The 18,029-nt window shown below is 58.8% G+C and carries 19 protein-coding genes; 15 read left to right on the top strand and 4 right to left on the bottom strand.

Going from position 1 to position 18,029, the window contains the following annotated elements:
- Positions 1 to 22: 22 nt before the first annotated feature.
- On the bottom strand, positions 23 to 880 hold the full coding sequence (locus FrondiHNR_RS10605) for a DUF3097 domain-containing protein (RefSeq protein WP_279352735.1): 858 nt from the start codon (positions 878 to 880) through the stop codon (positions 23 to 25).
- 101 nt (positions 881 to 981) lie between these two features.
- Here FrondiHNR_RS10605 and FrondiHNR_RS10600 point away from each other — a divergent pair, with 101 nt between their 5' ends.
- Both FrondiHNR_RS10600 and FrondiHNR_RS10595 read left to right on the top strand, forming a co-directional pair.
- Positions 982 to 1,422: a DUF3054 domain-containing protein gene (locus FrondiHNR_RS10600; protein WP_279352734.1), complete on the top strand. Its 441-nt coding sequence runs from the start codon at positions 982 to 984 to the stop codon at positions 1,420 to 1,422.
- A 63-nt stretch (positions 1,423 to 1,485) separates the two neighbouring features.
- Positions 1,486 to 3,135, top strand: a complete 1,650-nt coding sequence (locus tag FrondiHNR_RS10595) for a serine hydrolase domain-containing protein (RefSeq protein ID WP_279352733.1) — start codon at positions 1,486 to 1,488, stop codon at positions 3,133 to 3,135.
- Positions 3,136 to 3,147: 12 nt separating this feature from the next.
- Here FrondiHNR_RS10595 and FrondiHNR_RS10590 read toward each other — a convergent pair whose 3' ends face one another.
- The gene (locus FrondiHNR_RS10590) at positions 3,148 to 3,645 is read right to left on the bottom strand and encodes a hypothetical protein (RefSeq protein WP_279352732.1); all 498 of its coding nucleotides are present in this window, start codon (positions 3,643 to 3,645) and stop codon (positions 3,148 to 3,150) included.
- A gap of 210 nt (positions 3,646 to 3,855) precedes the next feature.
- Between FrondiHNR_RS10590 and FrondiHNR_RS10585 the strand changes: the two genes are divergently transcribed.
- The 3 genes from FrondiHNR_RS10585 to FrondiHNR_RS10575 all read left to right on the top strand — a co-directional run bounded on the left by FrondiHNR_RS10585 (position 3,856) and on the right by FrondiHNR_RS10575 (position 7,603).
- Entirely contained in the window at positions 3,856 to 4,614 is a 759-nt protein-coding gene (locus FrondiHNR_RS10585; protein WP_279352731.1) for an ABC transporter ATP-binding protein, read from the top strand.
- Positions 4,611 to 7,124, top strand: coding sequence for an FtsX-like permease family protein (locus tag FrondiHNR_RS10580; protein ID WP_279352730.1), 2,514 nt, complete (start codon positions 4,611 to 4,613; stop codon positions 7,122 to 7,124). Before FrondiHNR_RS10585 ends, FrondiHNR_RS10580 begins: the two co-directional genes overlap by 4 nt.
- 230 nt (positions 7,125 to 7,354) lie before the next feature.
- Positions 7,355 to 7,603, top strand: coding sequence for a DUF2798 domain-containing protein (locus FrondiHNR_RS10575; protein WP_279352729.1), 249 nt, complete (start codon positions 7,355 to 7,357; stop codon positions 7,601 to 7,603).
- Here the strand turns inward: FrondiHNR_RS10575 and FrondiHNR_RS10570 are convergent.
- Entirely contained in the window at positions 7,572 to 8,195 is a 624-nt protein-coding gene (locus tag FrondiHNR_RS10570; RefSeq protein WP_279354539.1) for a TetR/AcrR family transcriptional regulator C-terminal domain-containing protein, read from the bottom strand. The two genes, FrondiHNR_RS10575 and FrondiHNR_RS10570, sit on opposite strands and share 32 nt — an antisense overlap.
- Before the next feature lie 105 nt (positions 8,196 to 8,300).
- Between FrondiHNR_RS10570 and FrondiHNR_RS10565 the strand changes: the two genes are divergently transcribed.
- The 7 genes from FrondiHNR_RS10565 to FrondiHNR_RS10535 all read left to right on the top strand — a co-directional run bounded on the left by FrondiHNR_RS10565 (position 8,301) and on the right by FrondiHNR_RS10535 (position 15,374).
- Complete coding sequence (locus FrondiHNR_RS10565; protein WP_279352728.1) at positions 8,301 to 8,933, top strand: biotin transporter BioY; 633 nt, start codon at positions 8,301 to 8,303, stop codon at positions 8,931 to 8,933.
- Positions 8,876 to 10,114 (top strand): class I adenylate-forming enzyme family protein, encoded by a 1,239-nt coding sequence (locus tag FrondiHNR_RS10560; RefSeq protein WP_279352727.1) that lies wholly within the window; start codon positions 8,876 to 8,878, stop codon positions 10,112 to 10,114. The genes FrondiHNR_RS10565 and FrondiHNR_RS10560 overlap by 58 nt, the downstream gene beginning before the upstream one ends.
- Positions 10,098 to 11,222 (top strand): thiolase family protein, encoded by a 1,125-nt coding sequence (locus tag FrondiHNR_RS10555; protein ID WP_279352726.1) that lies wholly within the window; start codon positions 10,098 to 10,100, stop codon positions 11,220 to 11,222. Before FrondiHNR_RS10560 ends, FrondiHNR_RS10555 begins: the two co-directional genes overlap by 17 nt.
- Entirely contained in the window at positions 11,219 to 11,905 is a 687-nt protein-coding gene (locus FrondiHNR_RS10550) for an ABC transporter ATP-binding protein (RefSeq protein ID WP_279352725.1), read from the top strand. The genes FrondiHNR_RS10555 and FrondiHNR_RS10550 overlap by 4 nt, the downstream gene beginning before the upstream one ends.
- Complete coding sequence (locus FrondiHNR_RS10545; protein ID WP_279352724.1) at positions 11,899 to 12,510, top strand: energy-coupling factor transporter transmembrane protein EcfT; 612 nt, start codon at positions 11,899 to 11,901, stop codon at positions 12,508 to 12,510. Before FrondiHNR_RS10550 ends, FrondiHNR_RS10545 begins: the two co-directional genes overlap by 7 nt.
- A 209-nt stretch (positions 12,511 to 12,719) precedes the next feature.
- Positions 12,720 to 14,711, top strand: coding sequence for a hypothetical protein (locus FrondiHNR_RS10540; protein ID WP_279352723.1), 1,992 nt, complete (start codon positions 12,720 to 12,722; stop codon positions 14,709 to 14,711).
- A gap of 51 nt (positions 14,712 to 14,762) precedes the next feature.
- A complete protein-coding gene (locus FrondiHNR_RS10535; RefSeq protein WP_279352722.1) occupies positions 14,763 to 15,374 on the top strand; it encodes a dihydrofolate reductase family protein in 612 nt (203 codons plus the stop codon).
- Here the strand turns inward: FrondiHNR_RS10535 and FrondiHNR_RS10530 are convergent.
- On the bottom strand, positions 15,363 to 15,974 hold the full coding sequence (locus FrondiHNR_RS10530) for a TetR/AcrR family transcriptional regulator (protein WP_279352721.1): 612 nt from the start codon (positions 15,972 to 15,974) through the stop codon (positions 15,363 to 15,365). The two genes, FrondiHNR_RS10535 and FrondiHNR_RS10530, sit on opposite strands and share 12 nt — an antisense overlap.
- A gap of 50 nt (positions 15,975 to 16,024) precedes the next feature.
- On the opposite strand from FrondiHNR_RS10530, the gene FrondiHNR_RS10525 reads away from it, so the two are divergent.
- From FrondiHNR_RS10525 to FrondiHNR_RS10515, 3 genes are all read left to right on the top strand, one after another.
- On the top strand, positions 16,025 to 16,276 hold the full coding sequence (locus FrondiHNR_RS10525; RefSeq protein WP_279352720.1) for an NAD(P)H-binding protein: 252 nt from the start codon (positions 16,025 to 16,027) through the stop codon (positions 16,274 to 16,276).
- Positions 16,228 to 16,905 (top strand): 3-beta hydroxysteroid dehydrogenase, encoded by a 678-nt coding sequence (locus FrondiHNR_RS10520; protein WP_279352719.1) that lies wholly within the window; start codon positions 16,228 to 16,230, stop codon positions 16,903 to 16,905. Before FrondiHNR_RS10525 ends, FrondiHNR_RS10520 begins: the two co-directional genes overlap by 49 nt.
- 96 nt (positions 16,906 to 17,001) lie before the next feature.
- Positions 17,002 to 17,991 (top strand): MerR family DNA-binding transcriptional regulator, encoded by a 990-nt coding sequence (locus FrondiHNR_RS10515; RefSeq protein ID WP_279352718.1) that lies wholly within the window; start codon positions 17,002 to 17,004, stop codon positions 17,989 to 17,991.
- Positions 17,992 to 18,029 lie beyond the last annotated feature (38 nt).

The raw sequence follows: 18,029 nt of genomic DNA, 5'->3' as shown, positions 1-18,029 counted from the left end.
TACCATGATACTCCGCAGAGCCTTACTCGGGTTCGGTCACAAAATCGATGAGCTGTTCTACGCGTCCCAGGATGTCGGGTTCAAGATCACTGTATGAGCTCACCCGGCCGAGAATCCTCTTCCAGGCGTGGGCAATGTCTGCTTGGGTCTCGTGGGGCCAGCCGAAGGCGGCGCAGATTCCCTTCTTCCACTCGACGGTGCGGGGAATTACCGGCCACGTGTCTAGGCCAAGACGTTGCGGTTTAACCGACTGCCACACGTCAACAAAGGGATGTCCCACGATCAGCACGTTTTTACCGTGTGGCCCGGTCATAATCTTCTCTGCCACTCTGCTCTCTTTGCTGCCGGGTACTAGGTGATCAACAAGCACCCCCGCGCGTCGTCCCCGGTGCGGTGCAAATTCCGTGAGGATATCCTCTAGGTTGTCGACCCCCTCAATGTACTCCACCACGACCCCCTCAACACGGAGATCGTCACCCCAGATTTTTTCGACGAGCTCGGCATCGTGCCTTCCCTCCACAAATATGCGACTGGGAAGGGCGGTTTTGGCTCGTTCGTGGGCAACGGCAAACGAGCCGGATGCGGTTTTAGCTCTGCTGCCCGACCCCGGGTTTGTCGTTTGAGAGACACTAGGAACGGTAAGTATTACCGGCTTGCCATCGATGAGAAATCCGTCAGTGAGGGGAAAGGATCTCACCTTGAGAAGTCTGTCCTCGAGCTCAACATAACCGCCGGAGTAACCCACCACGGCTCCGCACCACTCGGAGACGGTGTGCTCTACCGTGAGGCCCAGTACTGCCTCGACGGTCTCGGGCGTGCTCACGGCTGTGTTCTTCCAATCACCGGAGAGCACGTCACGGCCGTATCTATCATCAATCATTTCTTGAGGATAGAGCGGTGGGGTGCAAACGCGGGTGAGGGCACACCGTCCCGTTTGTAAAGTGATAGAAACTTGTGGCGGGGCGTGCGTAAGCTGGTGGGGTGCATACTTCTTCGGCGGCGCGCTCACGCGCGCATTCAGACGGGGCGGTAAGACCCCGGACTTCTCCCCGCGTCATTATCCTGGCCCTTCTTCTTGACATACTCTGCGTTGTTATTTTTGTCATGATCGGGCGGCGAAATCACGAGGCGGGTGTGTTTACGCTCGGGACGCTCAACGCGGTGTGGCCGTTTGCCACGGGACTCATCGTGGGCTGGGTGGCGGTGAGGGCTTGGCGTTTTCCGACTCGCGTGGTAAGCCCCGGTATTCCCGTGTGGATTGCAACAATCGTGGTGGGGATGCTGCTGCGGGTCGTGAGTGATCAGGGAGTTCAGCTCAGTTTTGTCATTGTTGGCGCGCTTTTTACCGCTCTTTTCTTGCTGGGCTGGAGGAGCATCTGGTCTGTGATCGGCCTCCTGGCGTCCCGCAAGAACCGGTCGTGATAGCGTGTGTCTTTGGGCGCTAAAACAATGTTCGGTATCGTCGAGACGGCAAGAGGTAATAAATTGAGCGACAGTGCGTGGAACTCGTTAAAGGAACGCTTAGATGATCAATTCTCGCGGCGGGTGGATTCCAATCTTGCGTTAGCTTCGTCCTACGCGCTCTTTGACTCCCGCGGGGTTCTTTTCGCAAACGGGTTTGGTGAGGCGGTGCCGGGCAGCACAACCTCTGTCGACACCCGATTCCGGGTTGCCTCCTGCACGAAGAGTGTTACCGCGGTTGCGATTCTCCGTCTTCGGGACACCGGAGAGCTTGTTCTTGATCAACCGATTACCGATTTCTTCCCCGAGTTCTCGGCTCACACCGGTGATGGCCATCGCTACGTTCCCACCGTTCGTATGCTGATGACAATGTCGGGTGGCCTGCCCACCGACGACCCCTGGGCAGACAGGCAGGAGCCTCGGACCCACGCGGAGCTTAAGCAGATGTTTGAGGACCCTGTGCGCTTGATCTCTATTCCCGGCACGGCGTTTGAATACTCCAATCTGGGGTACGCGCTGCTGGGTCAGGTGATAGAGGGGGTGACCCGCCGATCGTATATTGACTATGTGGAGGAGCAGATATTTGCTCCTCTCACGCTCTCTTTGGGCTTTTCGACCGGTGGGCCCGAGACGGAAAGTGCCCCCGACGCAATCGGCTATCGACTGGCTCCCTCCGGCTGGGAGCCTCAGCCGTTTACAGATGCCGGGGTCTTTTCCCCCATTGGAGGCCTCTTTGCCTCCCCCACAGAGCTTGCGCGGTGGTGTTCGTGGCTCAGCGGTGCTTTTTCGCCTTGGGATAATACCGACGAATTGACATCTCCGCTCTCCCTCGAGAGCCGACGTGAGATGCAGCAGATCTCCCGTATCATTCAGCCCTTGCACGCCATTAGGGGTGGGGTGCAGCACTCCGTGGGATACGGTTTTGGTGTGCTGGTGGAGCACGATCCTGTGTGGGGAACACAGGTGTCCCACTCCGGTGGTTACCCCGGTTATAACGCACACATGAGGTGGGTGCCGAGCCTGGGGCTGGGGATCACGGCGGCTGAAAACGCAAAGCGGTCGGGTGTTCCTTCTGCGGCCATCACTGCCCTGCGGCACGCGATTGAATTTGTGGCGGAGCATCCTACCCTTGTGGGATATTCCCTTTCCGATGTGCCCAGTGATCACGGCGATAAAAGAGACCCAGTCGCGGGGGAGAAAAAGGTTCGAGCACCGCGAAGAGTGTACGACATTGCCCGATCCCAGCCGGTGGATGAGACACTGCAGAGAACACTTGCGGCCTCTCCCGAACTTGCGGCACCGCGGAACCCCCTGCCCTTTCTCGCGGTGAACGGTGTTTTTGATGTGTGGCCGGATACCGTGCGGGCGGCACGCGCCCTGGCAAAGCTAATCCAATCGTGGGATGATGCGGTTGCTGCGCAGTGGTTCGCCATGAACGTCCTGGACGATATCCCCGCTGCTGAGCGTCGAGAGCTCCACGAGACAGCGATTCACAAGATCGGTGGGCTTACTCAGGATCCGGGTGAGCTGTCCCGTGCTGAGTCGTCCTCGGCGGACCACCTGGTGTGGTATGTGCGGGGAGAGAGAGGACAGCTGCGTTGTGAAATTCGCCTGACGCCTCTCTCCCGGCCTTTGGTTCAGACGTTTGCGGTTGTTCCCATAACCGCAGAGTAGGGTCTCGAATCACTATCGTAGAATTTCAACGAGTAGCACCCACGAGTTGAATATTGAGCCGATAAATATCAGTAAGATTCCCGTGGAAACCCAGAGGAGACCCGCTTCAACCTGGGCGAAGAGGAGAATCGCGCCGACGATAACGGGGGTGATCTGTGCCAGGTTATTGAGTACCTTGAGGAGATTTTCTCCGAGGGGGCGCCGTGGGATCTGGGCGAGTATCTTCTTTGTCGATGCGATCATGCTGACAAGAACTACTGAGGATACGACAAGTATCATTATCGATAACGTGTCTAGCCGCTCGTGGGGGATGAGAGCGAGCAGCGAAATGATGAGTGCCAGTGTCAGCGCAGAAACAGTTGACAGGGCACGGGAGGGAAGTACATCGCTGCTTAGTATTTGTGTGATGTTCACAGAGATGGCCACGATTAAGAGTCCCACGAGTGCGGCAGCCGCCGTGGCCGTTGCCGTGTAGAAAAGCGACCACCCCGCGAGAACACCTGAATCCATAATACAAATAATAATACTTTTTGCCCTATGTATTGCCAGAGTCGTCGTGAGGCGGAAACTTCGTTCTTCCGCTCAAAGCGTCTGGGACCCGAGGACTACCGAGGGTCTACCTATTAGGTACCAGAGGTGGACGCGTGCTCGTGGGGGTTCAGCGATTATAAATAAGGATAATCGCGGTAAACCCGCAGAAAGTGAACGTGGTAATAGATTATGAATGCTGAAGCTCAGTTAGCTGTGGTGGCCCGGGGGCTCCGGAAGTCTTATGGGGAGGGTGTTTCTGCGGTTGCGGCGCTTGACGGTGTCAGCGTGAGTGTACCGAGCGGAAAGTTCATCGCGATCATGGGGCCGTCGGGATCGGGTAAATCAACCCTGATGCAAGCATTGGCCGGATTGGATAGCGTTGACGAGGGGAATATTTGGATTGATGGAACCGAGATCACCACGATGCGGGATGCGGCCCTTACTCGCCTGCGACGAGATCGTGTGGGTTTTGTTTTCCAATCTTTTAATCTGATCGCAACGCTTACTGCCGAGCAAAACATTCTTCTTCCGCTTAATCTTGCCCGTCGTCGGGTGGACAAAGAGTGGATGAAGCAGATTGTCGGTGCTCTGGGCATTTCGGAGCGTCTTACGCATAAGCCTCACGAGTTGTCCGGTGGGCAGCAGCAGCGTGTTGCGATTGTTCGGGCGCTCATCACTAAGCCTGCGGTTGTTTTTGCTGATGAACCAACGGGCAACCTTGATTCGTCATCGGGTGCTGAGGTTCTTCGGATCCTTCGTGACTCTGTTGATCGTTTCGGTCAGACGGTGATTATGGTGACCCACGATCCGGGTGCCGCAGCGCACGCGGACGAGGTGGTTGTTTTGGCTGATGGAAAGGTGAGGGGTCATATTGCTTCCCCCACTGTAGATAGCGTGATTGACGCTCTGCGTCGCCTAGAGACCCCGAAGGCCGAGGCCGCTTCATGAGATCGATCTTATTGTCGACACTGCGATCCCATTCGGGACGACTTATTGCCACGGCGGTAGCTATTGTCTTATCGGTAGCGTTTGTTGTGGCCACCCTGCTGCTCTCGGCAACGTTCACGGAGACGTCAGCAAATAAAATGACGACAAACCTCAAGAATGCCGACCTGGTGATTCAGGTGGGTGCGGATGCCGTGCTTGACGAGGACGGTGAGCGTAAAAATCGCCCCCTCGACGGTGCCCTGGAAACGGTGAGGGATCTGAGTGATGTTGCCGCTGCTGACATCGAGGCCTTTACATTTGTGCCGGTGGACAAAGAGGGTCAACGTTCATTCGCTAAGGTTGAGGGCCTCCTTGAGGAGGGGGTTCGTTGGCAGGAGCTTGAGTCGGGCGGGTGGCCTACGGCCACCGATGAAGCTGTAATAGACGCTCTCAGCGCCGATACCCTGGGGGTTAACATCGGCGATCAACTCAAGTTCACCTGGAGCGACGGTGACGACGCAGAATTAACGATTGTTGGGCTGTCTGGGGCTCAGAATATTGGAGTCTTTACCGGCGCGCCGCTGGTGACCGTTACCCAGGAAGCGCTAACCCAGGCCGAGGAGTCTTCCGTTTCCTTTGGTGGGATTCTTGTGCGTGGGACCGACTTCACCAATCCGGAACAACTTGCGGAAAAGGTGAGTGCCGCCCTCGCGGGGCAACCGGGCCTTTCCGTTGAGACCCGAGACGCAGTTGTGGCAAAAACCTTAGAGGAAGTATCCGGCGGTGCTGATGTGCTCACTCTGGTGCTCCTTTCTTTTGCTGCGATTGCGCTTCTCGTTTCAGGGTTTGTTATTGCTAATACGTTTCAGGTGCTGGTTGCACAACGCACCCGTGACCTGGCCCTATTGCGTTGTGTTGGTGCGAGTAGTGCGCAGGTGCGCAGGCTGGTTCTGGTTGAGGCGGTTCTGGTCGGTCTTATCGCGTCGGTTCTGGGGGCCGTTCTTGGGATTGTCGCGGCGCACCTGATGGTGGCGTTGAGTCAGGGTGCGGGGCCGAGCGGAGCACTGGAACCACTGATCGTCTCACCTCTCACGCTTATTATTGGATTAGTAGTTGGCATCGTCGTCACCGTTTTTGCGGCTCTTGGCCCCGCGCGCCGGGCAACTCGTGTTCACCCGGTTGCCGCAATGCGGCCGGTTGAAGCGGTCGCTCAGGGACGTGTCCCGGCGGTGAGAGTGATCCTGGGATCCGTGCTCACCCTTGTAGGTGTTTGTGGTTTGATCCTGGGAGCCACCTCTGGGATTACTCTAGCGCTGGGGGCTGGGGCTGTGAGCGCGATCGGTGTGCTTCTTCTTGGCGTTGTGTATTTTCCTCCCGCGCTTCGACTCGCGGGGCGGGCGATCTCTTGGATATCCACTCCGGCTCAACTTGCCGTTGCAAATTCAACGCGTAATCCGCTCAGAACTACCGCTACCGCTACCGCTTTGCTGATCGGTGTTACCCTCGTCACAATGATGGCCACCGGTGTCTCTTCGGCTCGTGAATCGTTTACAAAACAGATTGACGAGGGTAAGCCGGTCGACCTTATCGTGAGTGCACAGAACGACACCGGGCTTACCGAGGGAGTTATATCGGCTGTAACGGGGAATGAAAACATTGCCGCCGTTGCCCCTGTGAAAACGGGAAAAGTTACCGTTACTCTGCCCGACGGAGAAGAAGTTTTGGTTACGGCCGAGGGAATGAACCCGGCGGAGACCCAGGCGATTTCCCACTCTCCGATTGAGCTTCCCGAACCGGGTAGTATATGGCTCGGTTCCGGAGCGGTTGACCCCTCATTGGAGGGAAGCTGGGTTTCTGTTTCCGATGAGAAGGGAGGCATCGACGAGGTCTCGTTAAAGGTGCATCTTGTAGACGACCTGAACTGGGGGCGTGCGCTTCTTGCGCCGCAAGACCTGGTGAGCCTGCTGGGAGATCCTGTTGTCGGCAAAATACAAATAAAGCTCCTGCCCGACTTAGGCGTGCAAGAGACGCAAAGCGTCATCACCGATATGACGTCGCTGAGCGAGGAGATCGTTGTGAGCGGTGGGGTTCAGGAGCGCCTGATGCTTACCCAGATATTTGACACGATTTTCCTTGTGACCCTCGCTTTACTTGCGGTGGCAATCATCATCGCTCTTGTGGGTATTGGTAACACCACTGCCCTGTCGATTCTGGAGCGCAAACGTGAATCTGCTCTGCTTCGCGCGGTTGGGCTTGAGCGTAGGCAGCTTGTCTCAATGGTGGTGATTGAAGCCGCTTTGAGCGCGGCTGTGGCGGCCATTATTGGTCTTGTCTTGGGTATTCTCTTTGCCTGGGCAGGGGTGTCCGCACTGGGTGTGGATGCGGACAAGTTTAGGGTTTTCCTTTCCCCGCCGTGGGGTCAGCTTGTTCTGGTTGGTGTTGTTGCAGTGGTCGCCGGAGTTGCGGCTGCTCTTCTACCCGCGTATGCCGCCTCCCGGCGTTCCCCGGTGCGAGACCTCGCGTCCGACTAGTAACCTCGGTGACCCAGTCTCTCCTCTCTCCCCGAGCAATAACGGAGGGGCTGGGTCACTTCCCGCACCTTGGTGTTGTAGAGGCGGGATATCGTTCAATGGATCATTTGTGTGGGGTGTCTTTTCGCGACGGAGGAGACACCTCGCACGGGCGTGCGGAATATTTCTTGCGGAGGCACTGTTTCGAATAGATGAAGATATAAACCCCCTAATTTACGAGGATGCAAGACATGTTTAACCGCGCTGCGTGGGTACACGCCACCCTTTTCTCACTTCTCATTACCTTCCCGATAGCTTTTGTTCTTACCGCGGTTAATCTGGGTTTTGGTGATACCTTTATGTTCTTCTTTATCCGCAGCTCGATTGTTGCTTTTATCGTTTCGGTTCCCCTCTCCGTTATTCTTGGGCCCCTGGTGAGCCGCATGACCAGACAGATGCTTCCGGTACCTACCCCCGCTGCGGAGAAGGTGCGCGACTAGCCGACTCTCTTAACCTGAGGCCATCGATCAGGAGGTTAACACCAAATTCAAAATCGGTGGAGGGGTCCCCGTTCTCTGAATCTAGAGTGCGGGGGTTTCCTATAAGAACTCCGAGGCTGTCGTAGTGCATCTGCTGTTGCTCGTGTGAGACGTGTCCGAGCGCAAAGTGGAGCAGGGTTGTTGCGGCGCGTCGGGCGGTGTTCCTATCGAAGTTACCCGCGGTGATCGCCGCTGTGAGGCGATCGAGAGCCAGGGATGAACCGAGGCCGAGCGCGAGTGTGCTGGCTACCACTTCGGCACCGTCGCGATATGCGAGTAGAGCGTTGCGAAGGGATAGTGCTTCGAGGCGAACGCTGGCGGCCCACCCGAGCGTGGGGTCGGGTGGGATTGTGTTTACTCGGGAGACTATGCGGTCGGCGAGCTCAGCCAGGAGGGTTTGCTTATTAGGAAAGTGCCAGTAGAGAGCGCTCGGCTGTACGCTCAGGTCGGACGCGAGCCTGCGCATTGTGAGGTCGGGTAGACCGTAGTTGTCGAGTACTCGCAGGGCGGCGCGGGCTACGTCATCGCGGGTGTGGCGGCGTCCATTTTCCATTTCGGTCACACTACCACTATAGTTGAACGGTGTTCAGGTGAACGGTGTTCAGGTGAACATTTTTATGTTGCGATGCAGTGCTTATGATCAGGGGTGAAGGCCATAATGAACCGCTTGACCAGTCAAACCGGACGCAGGCTTGATGCCACGGATCTCGCGCGTATTGCGGTTTTTGTCGCCACTATTGCCGTGCTGGGACTCCCGGGGAGCTTCACTGTTGTGGGCTCCGTGCCCATCACAGCCCAGACGCTGGGGGTGATGTTGGCGGGAGCGATCCTTGGCCCCCGACTGGGAGCCCTCTCGATAACCGTTTTGCTCGCGCTTGTTGCGGTTGGCCTGCCGCTGCTTGCCGGTGGGCGCGGAGGCCTAGGCGTTTTTGTGGGACCCTCGGCAGGGTATCTGGTGGGTTGGATTCTTGGTGCTTTGGTTGTCGGTCTTATTGTGCACGCAGCGGGGCGCAAACCGGTTTTGTGGCGCACCGTTTTGGGTATGTTTGTTGGCGGAGTCCTGGTGATTTATGCGATTGGAATCCCCGTGCAGAGTGCAATGACGAGGCTTCCGCTGGTTGAGACGGCTCTGACAAGCCTTGTTTTTATCCCCGGTGATCTGATGAAGGCTGCCCTGGCGACCGCGATTGTTATGACACTCGTGCGGGCCTACCCGCGCGCATTTCGGCGAGTATGGAGGAATCCGGCGGGGTCGGTTCCCGCGTCGCAGAGCACGGTGAGGGTCTCGTGATCGTTCCCGTTTTGGATCGTGCGGACTCGCTCCTCAAACGCATCCGCGAGATGCGGCATGGCGGCCACGTCCCGCTGGTCATTGACGGAAGGTGGTCCCGCGCTCAGCGGGAGCAGGTTGCCGCGGTTGCTGCTGCGACAACCGTTCCCGAGGGAATCGCCTGGGCCACTCTCACCTCGGGGAGCAGTGGCTTCTGCAAGATCGTGCTACGCAGTGAATCATCATGGCTCGACTCGTTTGCGACCATCACCCGGTACTTTGGGGCGCAACCCTCCGATGCGATTCTACTGCCCTCTCCCGCCTCATCCTCACTCACGCTTTTTTCCATCGCACACTCGTTTCACGGGGGCCCACTCCCGATCCTGGCCCCTCCCTACGGGGGTCGCAAAACCGTGGATCTCGATCGAGTGACCTGCTTTCACGGCACCCCGGAAACGTTTCGTTCCCTGCTGGAGCGTGGGATCCCTCCGCATCTGCGTGTCGCGCTTATCGGTGGTTCACCACTTGATGCCAACCTACGAAAGCATGCTGAGGAGGCCGGTATCCGGGTCATCGCCTACTACGGTGCCGCCGAACTGTCGTTTGTTGCGGTTGACGAGGGGGATGGGCTACATCCGTTTCCGGGGGTTGAGTTGCGCGTGCGCGGTGGTGAGCTGTGGGTGCGGTCGCCGTTTGTAGCGTCCGGGTACGCCACCGGTGCCACGGCTGATGCCTCCCCTCAGGTTGCTGCCGTCACCGATTCCGCTCATCCCCTTGGCCAGGGATCACTGCGTCGTGAGGTCGATTGGGTAACGGTGGGAGACCGAGCTGAACTTGTCTCGGGGCGCCTGAGGCTGCTGGGCCGTGTCGACAACGCGATCCTCAGTGCCTCCGCCACCATTGTGCCGCACGAGGTGGAGGCCGCACTGCGAACCATTTCCGGGGTTCGTGACGCGATTGTGTTTGGAGTCCCGCGGGGTCGCGTTGGCTTTCTGGTAGCTGCTCTCATCGAGCCGACGGATTTGGCGCCCTCGCCTGTATATTTGCGCCAGGCCGCTCGCCATATCCTGGCCCCTATGTACCGACCTCGGCTCTGGTATGTTGGAATGCTTCCCCGTACGGTGTCGGGAAAACCGGCACGGGCCGAAGCCGTGAGGAGCGTTCTTGCGGGGGAGGTGAAGCCCCTTGTCCGTGCAACCTGACCCGGTGATTATCGCGGCTAGGCGAACCCCCATCTCTACTCGCGGTAGGGCACTTGCGGGACTCCGAGCCCACGAGCTTGCTGCGCCTGTGCTGCGCGCAGTGCTCGATGACGCTGCGCAAGTAGGAGCTGACGATTCCCGGGTGGCCGATGTTTTGCTGGGAAACTGCACGGGGCCGGGTGGTAACCTCGCCCGAGTGTCGGCCCTGGCCGCGCACCTCGGGGCTCAGGTTCCGGGCGCGACAATCGATCGGCAGTGCGGAAGCGGCTTAGCCGCGGTGCTCGATGCGGTCACCGCGATCCGCTCCGGCGATCAGGGGCTGCGCCTGGCCGGTGGTGTAGAGAGCCCGTCAACGGCCCCAACTCGTCTAGCGAATGGTGAGGCCTATACGCGGGCACCGTTTGCCCCCGAGGGGTTTCCCGATCCCGAGATGACGCGTGCCGCAGAGGATCTGGCCGTTGTTGACGGTATCTCACGTGCTCGACAGGACACACACGCCGCCCGTAGCCATGTCCGGGCCCGTGAGGCACTGAGGGAGAACCGGTTTGCAGCGGAGATGGTTCCCCTCGCCGGGCTGAACCACGATGACACAATCGGACGCGCCGAGCCACTGCTTCCCAGGCTACCTCCGCTCTTTCCCGGCGGGACTCTCACCGCGGGAACCTCCACACGAACCAGCGATGGTGCCGCGGTGGTTGCGGTGGCACCGTCGGGCATCGCTCCGGGATTAGCGGTGCGATGTGCTACCGTGGTGGGCTGCGACCCCGCACTGCCCGGCATTGGCGCGGCACCCGCGGTGAGCTCCGTGCTGCGATCGGCCGGTGTGGACACTACCGAGATCGCCGCCTATGAAATCGTCGAGGCGTTTGCCTCTCAGAGCTTGGCCGTGCTCGATCGACTCGGTCTTGCGGAGGACGACCCACGCGTCTGCGCCGACGGTGGTGCACTCGCGCTGGGGCATCCGTGGGGAGCCAGCGGAGCCGTTGTGGTGGTTCGACTGTTTAGCCGCCTGGTGCGGTCTGGGGCACCCTCAGGAACACTCGGAATAGCCGCCGCATCAATTGGCGGAGGAATGGGTATAGCAGCCCTTGTAGAGGTTGTCCGATGAGTACAATCGGTTTGAGGCGGGTATCCGTGTCTCTGGGAGAGACCAACGTTCTTCGTGAGATAAGCCTTGATCTGGACGCTCGAACGATTGCGATTGTGGGGGAGAACGGTTCCGGAAAATCAACGTTCGCGCGTCTCATCGGTGGCCTGATCAAGCCAAACGGGGGAGATATCCGTATTCTCGGGTTTGACCCGCAGCGGCAAGCTGACGAGCTGCGACGCCGGATAGCTCTCGTGTTCAGTAATCCCGATGCGCAGATCGTCATGCCCACAGTGGCGGAAGACGTCGCGTTCTCACTGCGTACGGAGCGTTTAGAAACCGACGAAACCGACCGGCGAGTCAGCGAGGCACTGAAACATTTTGAGCTTTCCGCGCTCGCTGAGCGGCCCTCTCACGATCTCTCCGGCGGACAGAAACAGCTACTCGCGCTTTGCGGTGCTTTTGTTCGCCGTCCGCAACTGGTTATTGCCGATGAGCCAACCGCCTACCTCGACGCGCGTAATTCTCGTCGCGTGTCCGACCATCTCTTTGCCCCTGCAGGACACCGCTTGATCCTGGTGACCCACGACCTTAGCCTTGCTCAGCGGTGTGAGCGGGCGGTGCTTTTTGCCCGCGGTCACGTTGCTGCCGTAGGGGAACCCGCCGACGTCATTGCCCGATACGAAGAGAGCCTGATATGTTGACCCTCTACCGTCCCGGCGATGGCTGGTTGCACCGAATGCCTGCCGGACCCAAGCTTGTGTTCCTTCTCCTAGCGGTGCTCGGGGTCTCTGCGCTGCCCGTTTCCTGGGGTGCCACCCTCGCCGCGAGCCTGGCGGGTATCGTGGCATACGCGGTGGCGGGCCTCCGCGACGGATTTCTTGGCATGTGTGAACTGGTGCGCCAGGTGTGGACGGTGCGCTGGATAATCCTGGCCACCCTCATCAGCCAGCTCGTTTTTCTCGGGCCGGAACCTGCCATTGCCAATACGGCGAGGGTGACCGTGGCGATTGTATTGGCCGGATTGCTTGTGCTCACCACCCGGGTGAGCACCCTGCTGAACACCGTAGAGCGTGGATTGATCCCGCTCCGGGTGTTGCGCATAGACCCGCAGCGTGCCGCCCTGCTGCTCACGGTTGCCCTGGGGTGTATCCCGGTGCTTGTAGGTTTAGCGGGCGAGGTGCGCGACGCTCAACGCGCTCGCGGTGCCCGGGGTGGCCTCCGTGTTTTTGTTGTTCCCTATGTGGTTCTTGTGCTGAAGCATGCCGATGAACTGGGTGATGCCCTCGCCGCTCGAGGGCTGCGCTAGCGAGATTTGGCGATGCGGGGCTTTATGAATTTTGTTCAAAACTGCTTACCAATAAAATTTTGACAGGGTAGTGTTGCTCATAATGTAATCTTGATATTTAACCCATCTGCAACAACCAACGTTGGTGTGTGTAAAAGGTGGGCTATTTTTTAGGAACGATACTTACTATGTTGAATCACCCCCCTGTTTCTTGCGTGCGCCACATTAAAATGCGTAGCCTTCTCCGGGGTATTGTTGGGGTAGGATCCGCAATTTTCTTGACGATGGGTGGTGTCGCGTCCGCTCACTCTGTCCCAGAGATAGCACCGCCAGGGGGCACGACGGCGGGCGGAACGATTGTCACGGGGGTAGCAGCCCCGGGATTTGCTGCTGTTGAGGCCTCGCTCGCATCAGCACTTGCGCTCACCTCCGAGGGAGAAATTTTTACCTGGGGAGGTAATCCATCTGGAGAACTGGGCAACGGATCAAGCGAATGGTTCAGTGAAATCCCCGGGACGATCCGCACCGATAACATACCGGGCGGGGTAGCTTTTATAGCGATTGCCGCTGGAGACAACCACATGACGGCTCTGGGCGATGATGGCATCGCGTACGTCTGGGGTAATAACAGTAGTGGGCAGCTCGGCATTGGCACCATAGATAATGTGATTGATACTCCTGTGCCCTTCTCTACGAGCACCACGGAGATTCCTCCCGGCGTGCAGATTGTTGATCTTGCCGCAGGTTCGGAGCACACCCTTGCGCTCGGCAGTGATGGATGGGTATATAGCTGGGGAAGCAATATTTCTGGCCAGCTCGGGAACGGTGCCGTCTCTAACACCCCCAGCACGACCCCCGTTTCCGTGAATCTTCCTCTCGGAATAAGTTTTACCTCGATTAGCGCGGGGTGGAACTCTTCGTTTGCCGTGAGTAGCGAGGGAGCTATTTATGCCTGGGGAGACAATACTTATGGCCAGCTCGGTGACGGCACGATTCCCCTGGGTGGAGGCATTGTGTCGCCAATACCCGTATTGACGCTCTCCTTGGGTCAGGGAATAACCGCGACCGCCGTTTTTGCTGGCTACCAGTACACGCTCGCCCTGGGTAGCGATGGCAACGTGTATGTTTGGGGGAGTAACAGCGCGGGACAGCTTGGAACCGGTGCGGGAAATCTCCCCGGGGACCCCATGGGTTCGGGAACCCCCACACCGCTGACAAACGGCGCAATTCCCAACGGAACAACCTTTGTTGATATCGGAACGGGTCTGAATGCCGCGGCCGGGTTATCAGGCGACGGTATCGTCTACACCTGGGGCGAAGGAGGGGACGGACTGTTGGGCAATAATACGACCGGACCGGGTACTCCGTGTTCTTGCAGTACTCCCGTACAGACCTCAGCCATCGGGGAAGCCGTTACTCAGCTTGCCGGGGGGCATGCCACCCTGTATGCGCTTGGCAGCAGCGGCGCCGTCTACGGCTGGGGAAGGGGCGACCTGGGACAGCTCGGTAATGGGGAGGCCTTTACGAGTTCCCTGGTTCCTGTGCTTGGTGTTCACACGGTCGTGGAGAGCGTATTTTTTGGGAGCACTCAAGGATTTAGTTTCACCAACGAGAACGGGATTATTACCGTTACGTCACCGGTAAACCCCGAGGGGATAGTCGATATTACCGTTGGTGCCGGGGTTTTTGCCGGGAGCGTGGATACGCAGACAACGATAACAGCGACCGCGGTGGAGGCGTTTACCTACGTTGCGCCCCCGAGCATTATCACCAATGCTCTGCCTTCCGCTGTTACCGGGGCGGACTACTCCTCGCAGATTGCCGTTGCCGGGGGAGTTGTCAACGCTCAAAACTACAACACATTTACCGATCTTGGTACTCTTCCCGTGGGGCTGAGTATCGACAGTTCCGGCGTTATCTCCGGTGTGCCACGCGAAGTGGGAACGAGAGAGATTACCGTGCGGGTGAGTAACCTGGCGGGGGAGGATACCCAGAGTTTTTTCCTCACCACGACCGCCGGGCAACCCGAGATTACAGTAGAGGTCATCCCTCACTCCGGGCCTGCGGATCCGTCCGAGAGGGGAGGAAAGTCTCTTGCTCACACGGGAGAAAATCCTGCCGCGTTGTGGCTCTGGGCCTGTGTGTGTTTCCTTGCCGGCGGCGGTATTCTGTTTTGCCAGCGCCAGAAGAAAGTCAAGCTTTCGGGGACTGAAAAAGTGTGACACCCTTAACATGAAATAAGTCTCGAATCGCCGGGAGGAGTGGAACGCGCCATGGGAGTCATCCACATTGATCTGTTTACCACGCTTGACGGTGTTGCGCAGGCCCCCGGCGGCCCGGGTGAAGACACCGACAACGGGTTTGCGTTTGGGGGTTGGCAGGCTCCCCTTATTGACGAGGTTGTTGGGCAGCAGGTTATTGCCGGGATGGACGGTATGGACGCCCTGCTGCTCGGGCGCCGAACCTACGATATTTTTGCCGCATACTGGCCGCACGAGCAGGGAGGTATTGCCGATCTCTTCAATCGCCTCCCCAAATACGTTGCCTCGCGGCAGCAGCGTGACCTCAACTGGGCCCATTCCACGGTGCTTGGCCCCGACATCGCTGCATCCGTTCGTGAATTGCGCGACCGTCACGCGAATATCCATGTCATCGGCAGTCTCGATTTTGTGCAAACCCTGCTGGCGGAGCAGCTTTTTGACCGGCTCACTCTCTGGGTACACCCGATCCTCCTGGGAGGAGGGAAAAAGGTTTTTGGCAGCGGGACAGTCCCCACCAGCCTCAGGCTTCTTGAATCCGCTGAGACCTCGCCCGCAGGGGTGGTAAGGCAGCGCTACGCTCCTGTTCCGGGTGTTCCCGGTGTGGGTGATATGTCAGATATGTGAGCGGAGAACGTGACCCGCTTGATCGGGACACGGTTCGGAAAAGACCATGAGTTGACGTAGGGCAGTAAACCGGTGCTCCAGGAGTTCTGCCAGTGGTCCGGGTTCCTCGTTTTTGGTCCAGGCACGAACCGTTTGGCGGAAGGTGAGGACAACGGCCTGGCACAGCAGTTCAGCAGAGGCCAGATTTTCGCCGCGCTTGGCAAGGATTTCCGCCATTTCGGTTGCAAGTCCGAGGTGCTTGACCGTGTTGTAATCATCCAGCACTGGATTTTCCATAATCAGGTGGAAGCGTGTTCGTGCGAGATCGGGCGTGGCGTCGATGCGGCGGCAGTGGTCTTTCATCGCCGAGACCACGGTATCCAGTGCGGTGACGTCGCTCGGGGTCGTGACCATGGCATCAAGCACCTTGGCCACGACCCCGTCCCATCCCAGAAACACCACGTCGCGTTTGTCTTTGAAATGGCGAAAGAATGACCGCTCGTGCAGGCCCGCGGAGGCTGCGATCTGAGCCGCGGTTGTCTCTTGAAAGCCCTGAGTAGTGAAGAGGGTGAAGGCTGCCGCGCCTAGTCGGCCCTGTGGATCATCCTTCCATCGTCCCATGCTTCTCATTATACCCATGATGGCAGTCACTGACATCATGGAGGTTTATTATGAAGATCCTTGTTACTGGAGCCACAGGGTGGGTGGGCCGTGCCGTTGTCCCCGAACTTATTGATCACGGGCACGAGGTCACCGCGCTGGTGCGTTCGGTGTCCTCTGCCGAGGCTGCTGAAAGACTGGGGGCAACTACCAGAACCGGTAGTCTCGACGACCTTCACGGTCTGCAGGCCGCTGTCGCGCAAGCCGAGGGGTTGTGCATCTGGCATTCCAACACAACTTCAGCGACTTTGACGCCGCGATAGCCGCAGACGCCGCGGCGATCACCGCGATTGGAGACGCCCTGGCCGGGTCAGACCGACCCTTTGTGACCGCCGGTGTAACACCAGCCGTGCCGGGACGTGCCGCAACGGAGGACGACCTTAGCGCGTTTGGCCCTACCGCCGCGCGCGAGGCTAACGCAACACTTGCGCTCTCGCTGGCAGAGAGGGACATCCGAACCTCGGTTGTTCGCCTGCCCCGCAGTGTACACGGGTTGGGGGACAAGGGCTTTGTTCCTCAGATGGCCGCTGTCTCGCAGCGCCAGGGAGTGTCGGGATTTATCGACGATGGTGCGCAGCGCTGGCCTGCTGTCCACGTGAGAGATGCAGCCTCCCTCTTCCGTCTGGCCCTTGAGGAGGGGGTCGCCGGTCGCCGTTACCACGCGGTCGACGATGAGGGTGTGACCCTGCGCGAGATGGCCGAGGCCATAGGCCGACAATACGGCTTGCCCGTAGCGGCTGTCGGGCCGGAACCCTACGGTTTTCCGGGGGTACTGATGGGTGTGGATCAGCCCGCAAGCTCAGTGCAAACACGGGCGGAACTCGGATGGGAACCAACATACCCTTCCCTGTTGGAAGATATTGAGACCGATGGATACTTCCGATCCCACTGACAGCGTGATCACCCGCTGCTGACCGTCGGTGAGAAATTACGCCTCGTCCCGCTCGGCTGGTGGCGGGTCATCCAGTGTTGAGACAAGACACCGGACTTGACCCTGCCCCCAGGGACAGGGTTTATGGTTCTTGTGGGAGGTAAAATGCGCATCGGAGAACTCGCCCAACGGGCCGGAGTGTCGGTAAAGGCTGTTCGCTACTACGAACAACTGGGATTAATCGAGCCGTCCCGAGAGGCCAACGGCTACCGGAGTTTTAGCCAAGATCATCTTCGTGCCGTGGTGGAGATCCGTAGATTGAATACGGTTGGCATCTCGCCGCTGCGTGCGGCACCCTTCATCGAGTGTCTGGATAACGGACACCAACACGGCGACGAGTGTGTGAGCTCACTGGCGGTTTACCGAGACGCAATTGCCGAGCTTAACCGCATCATTGATGCTCTGAGCGAGCGTCGTACCGTGCTACAAGAACGGCTCCACCTGGGAGCGAATAAAACTTTTAAAAAGGAGGATTCCGTGACCGATCCCGTGCCCCTTCCACAGGGCCTACCGATTCCAGAGGACGACGGGGCTGCCGATCATCTGCCGGGCACGAGGATGCCCGAGCTGACGCTCGCGACGAGTGACGGCGGTTCCGTAGACCTGTCGCGTCTTGGGCCGGGACGAACCGTGATCTACCTGTACCCGCTCACGGGACGTCCCGGGGTTGACCTGCCGGAGGGGTGGGACGCTATCCCCGGTGCGCGGGGTTGTTCAACCGAAGCCTGCGATTTCCGCGATCACTTCGAGGTGCTGCGGGAGGCCGGGATCAGCAGAGTATTCGGGTTTTCCAGTCAGGAACCCTCCTACCAGGCTGAGCTTGTGTCTCGACTGCGATTACCCTTCACCATGATCTCTGACGGTGCCTTCGCCCTGGCAGAGCAACTGCGGCTACCCACGTTTGCGGCTCCCGACCATGACCGCCTCTACGCGCGCCTCACGCTTATCGTCTCACGCGGCATGATAGAGCACGTTTTTTACCCGATCTTTCCGCCCAATACTCACGCACAGCAGGTGCTTACCTGGCTCGAGGCCAACCCCCGATAATAAGTTGCGCAGCTTAGGCTCCTCCTACGTATGCTGAG

It is taken from the genome of Lysinibacter sp. HNR, assembly GCF_029760935.1.
Classification (GTDB): domain Bacteria; phylum Actinomycetota; class Actinomycetes; order Actinomycetales; family Microbacteriaceae; genus HNR.
The sequence above is the reverse complement of the archived record's forward strand: the minus strand, read 5'-3'. Positions and strand labels throughout refer to the sequence as shown.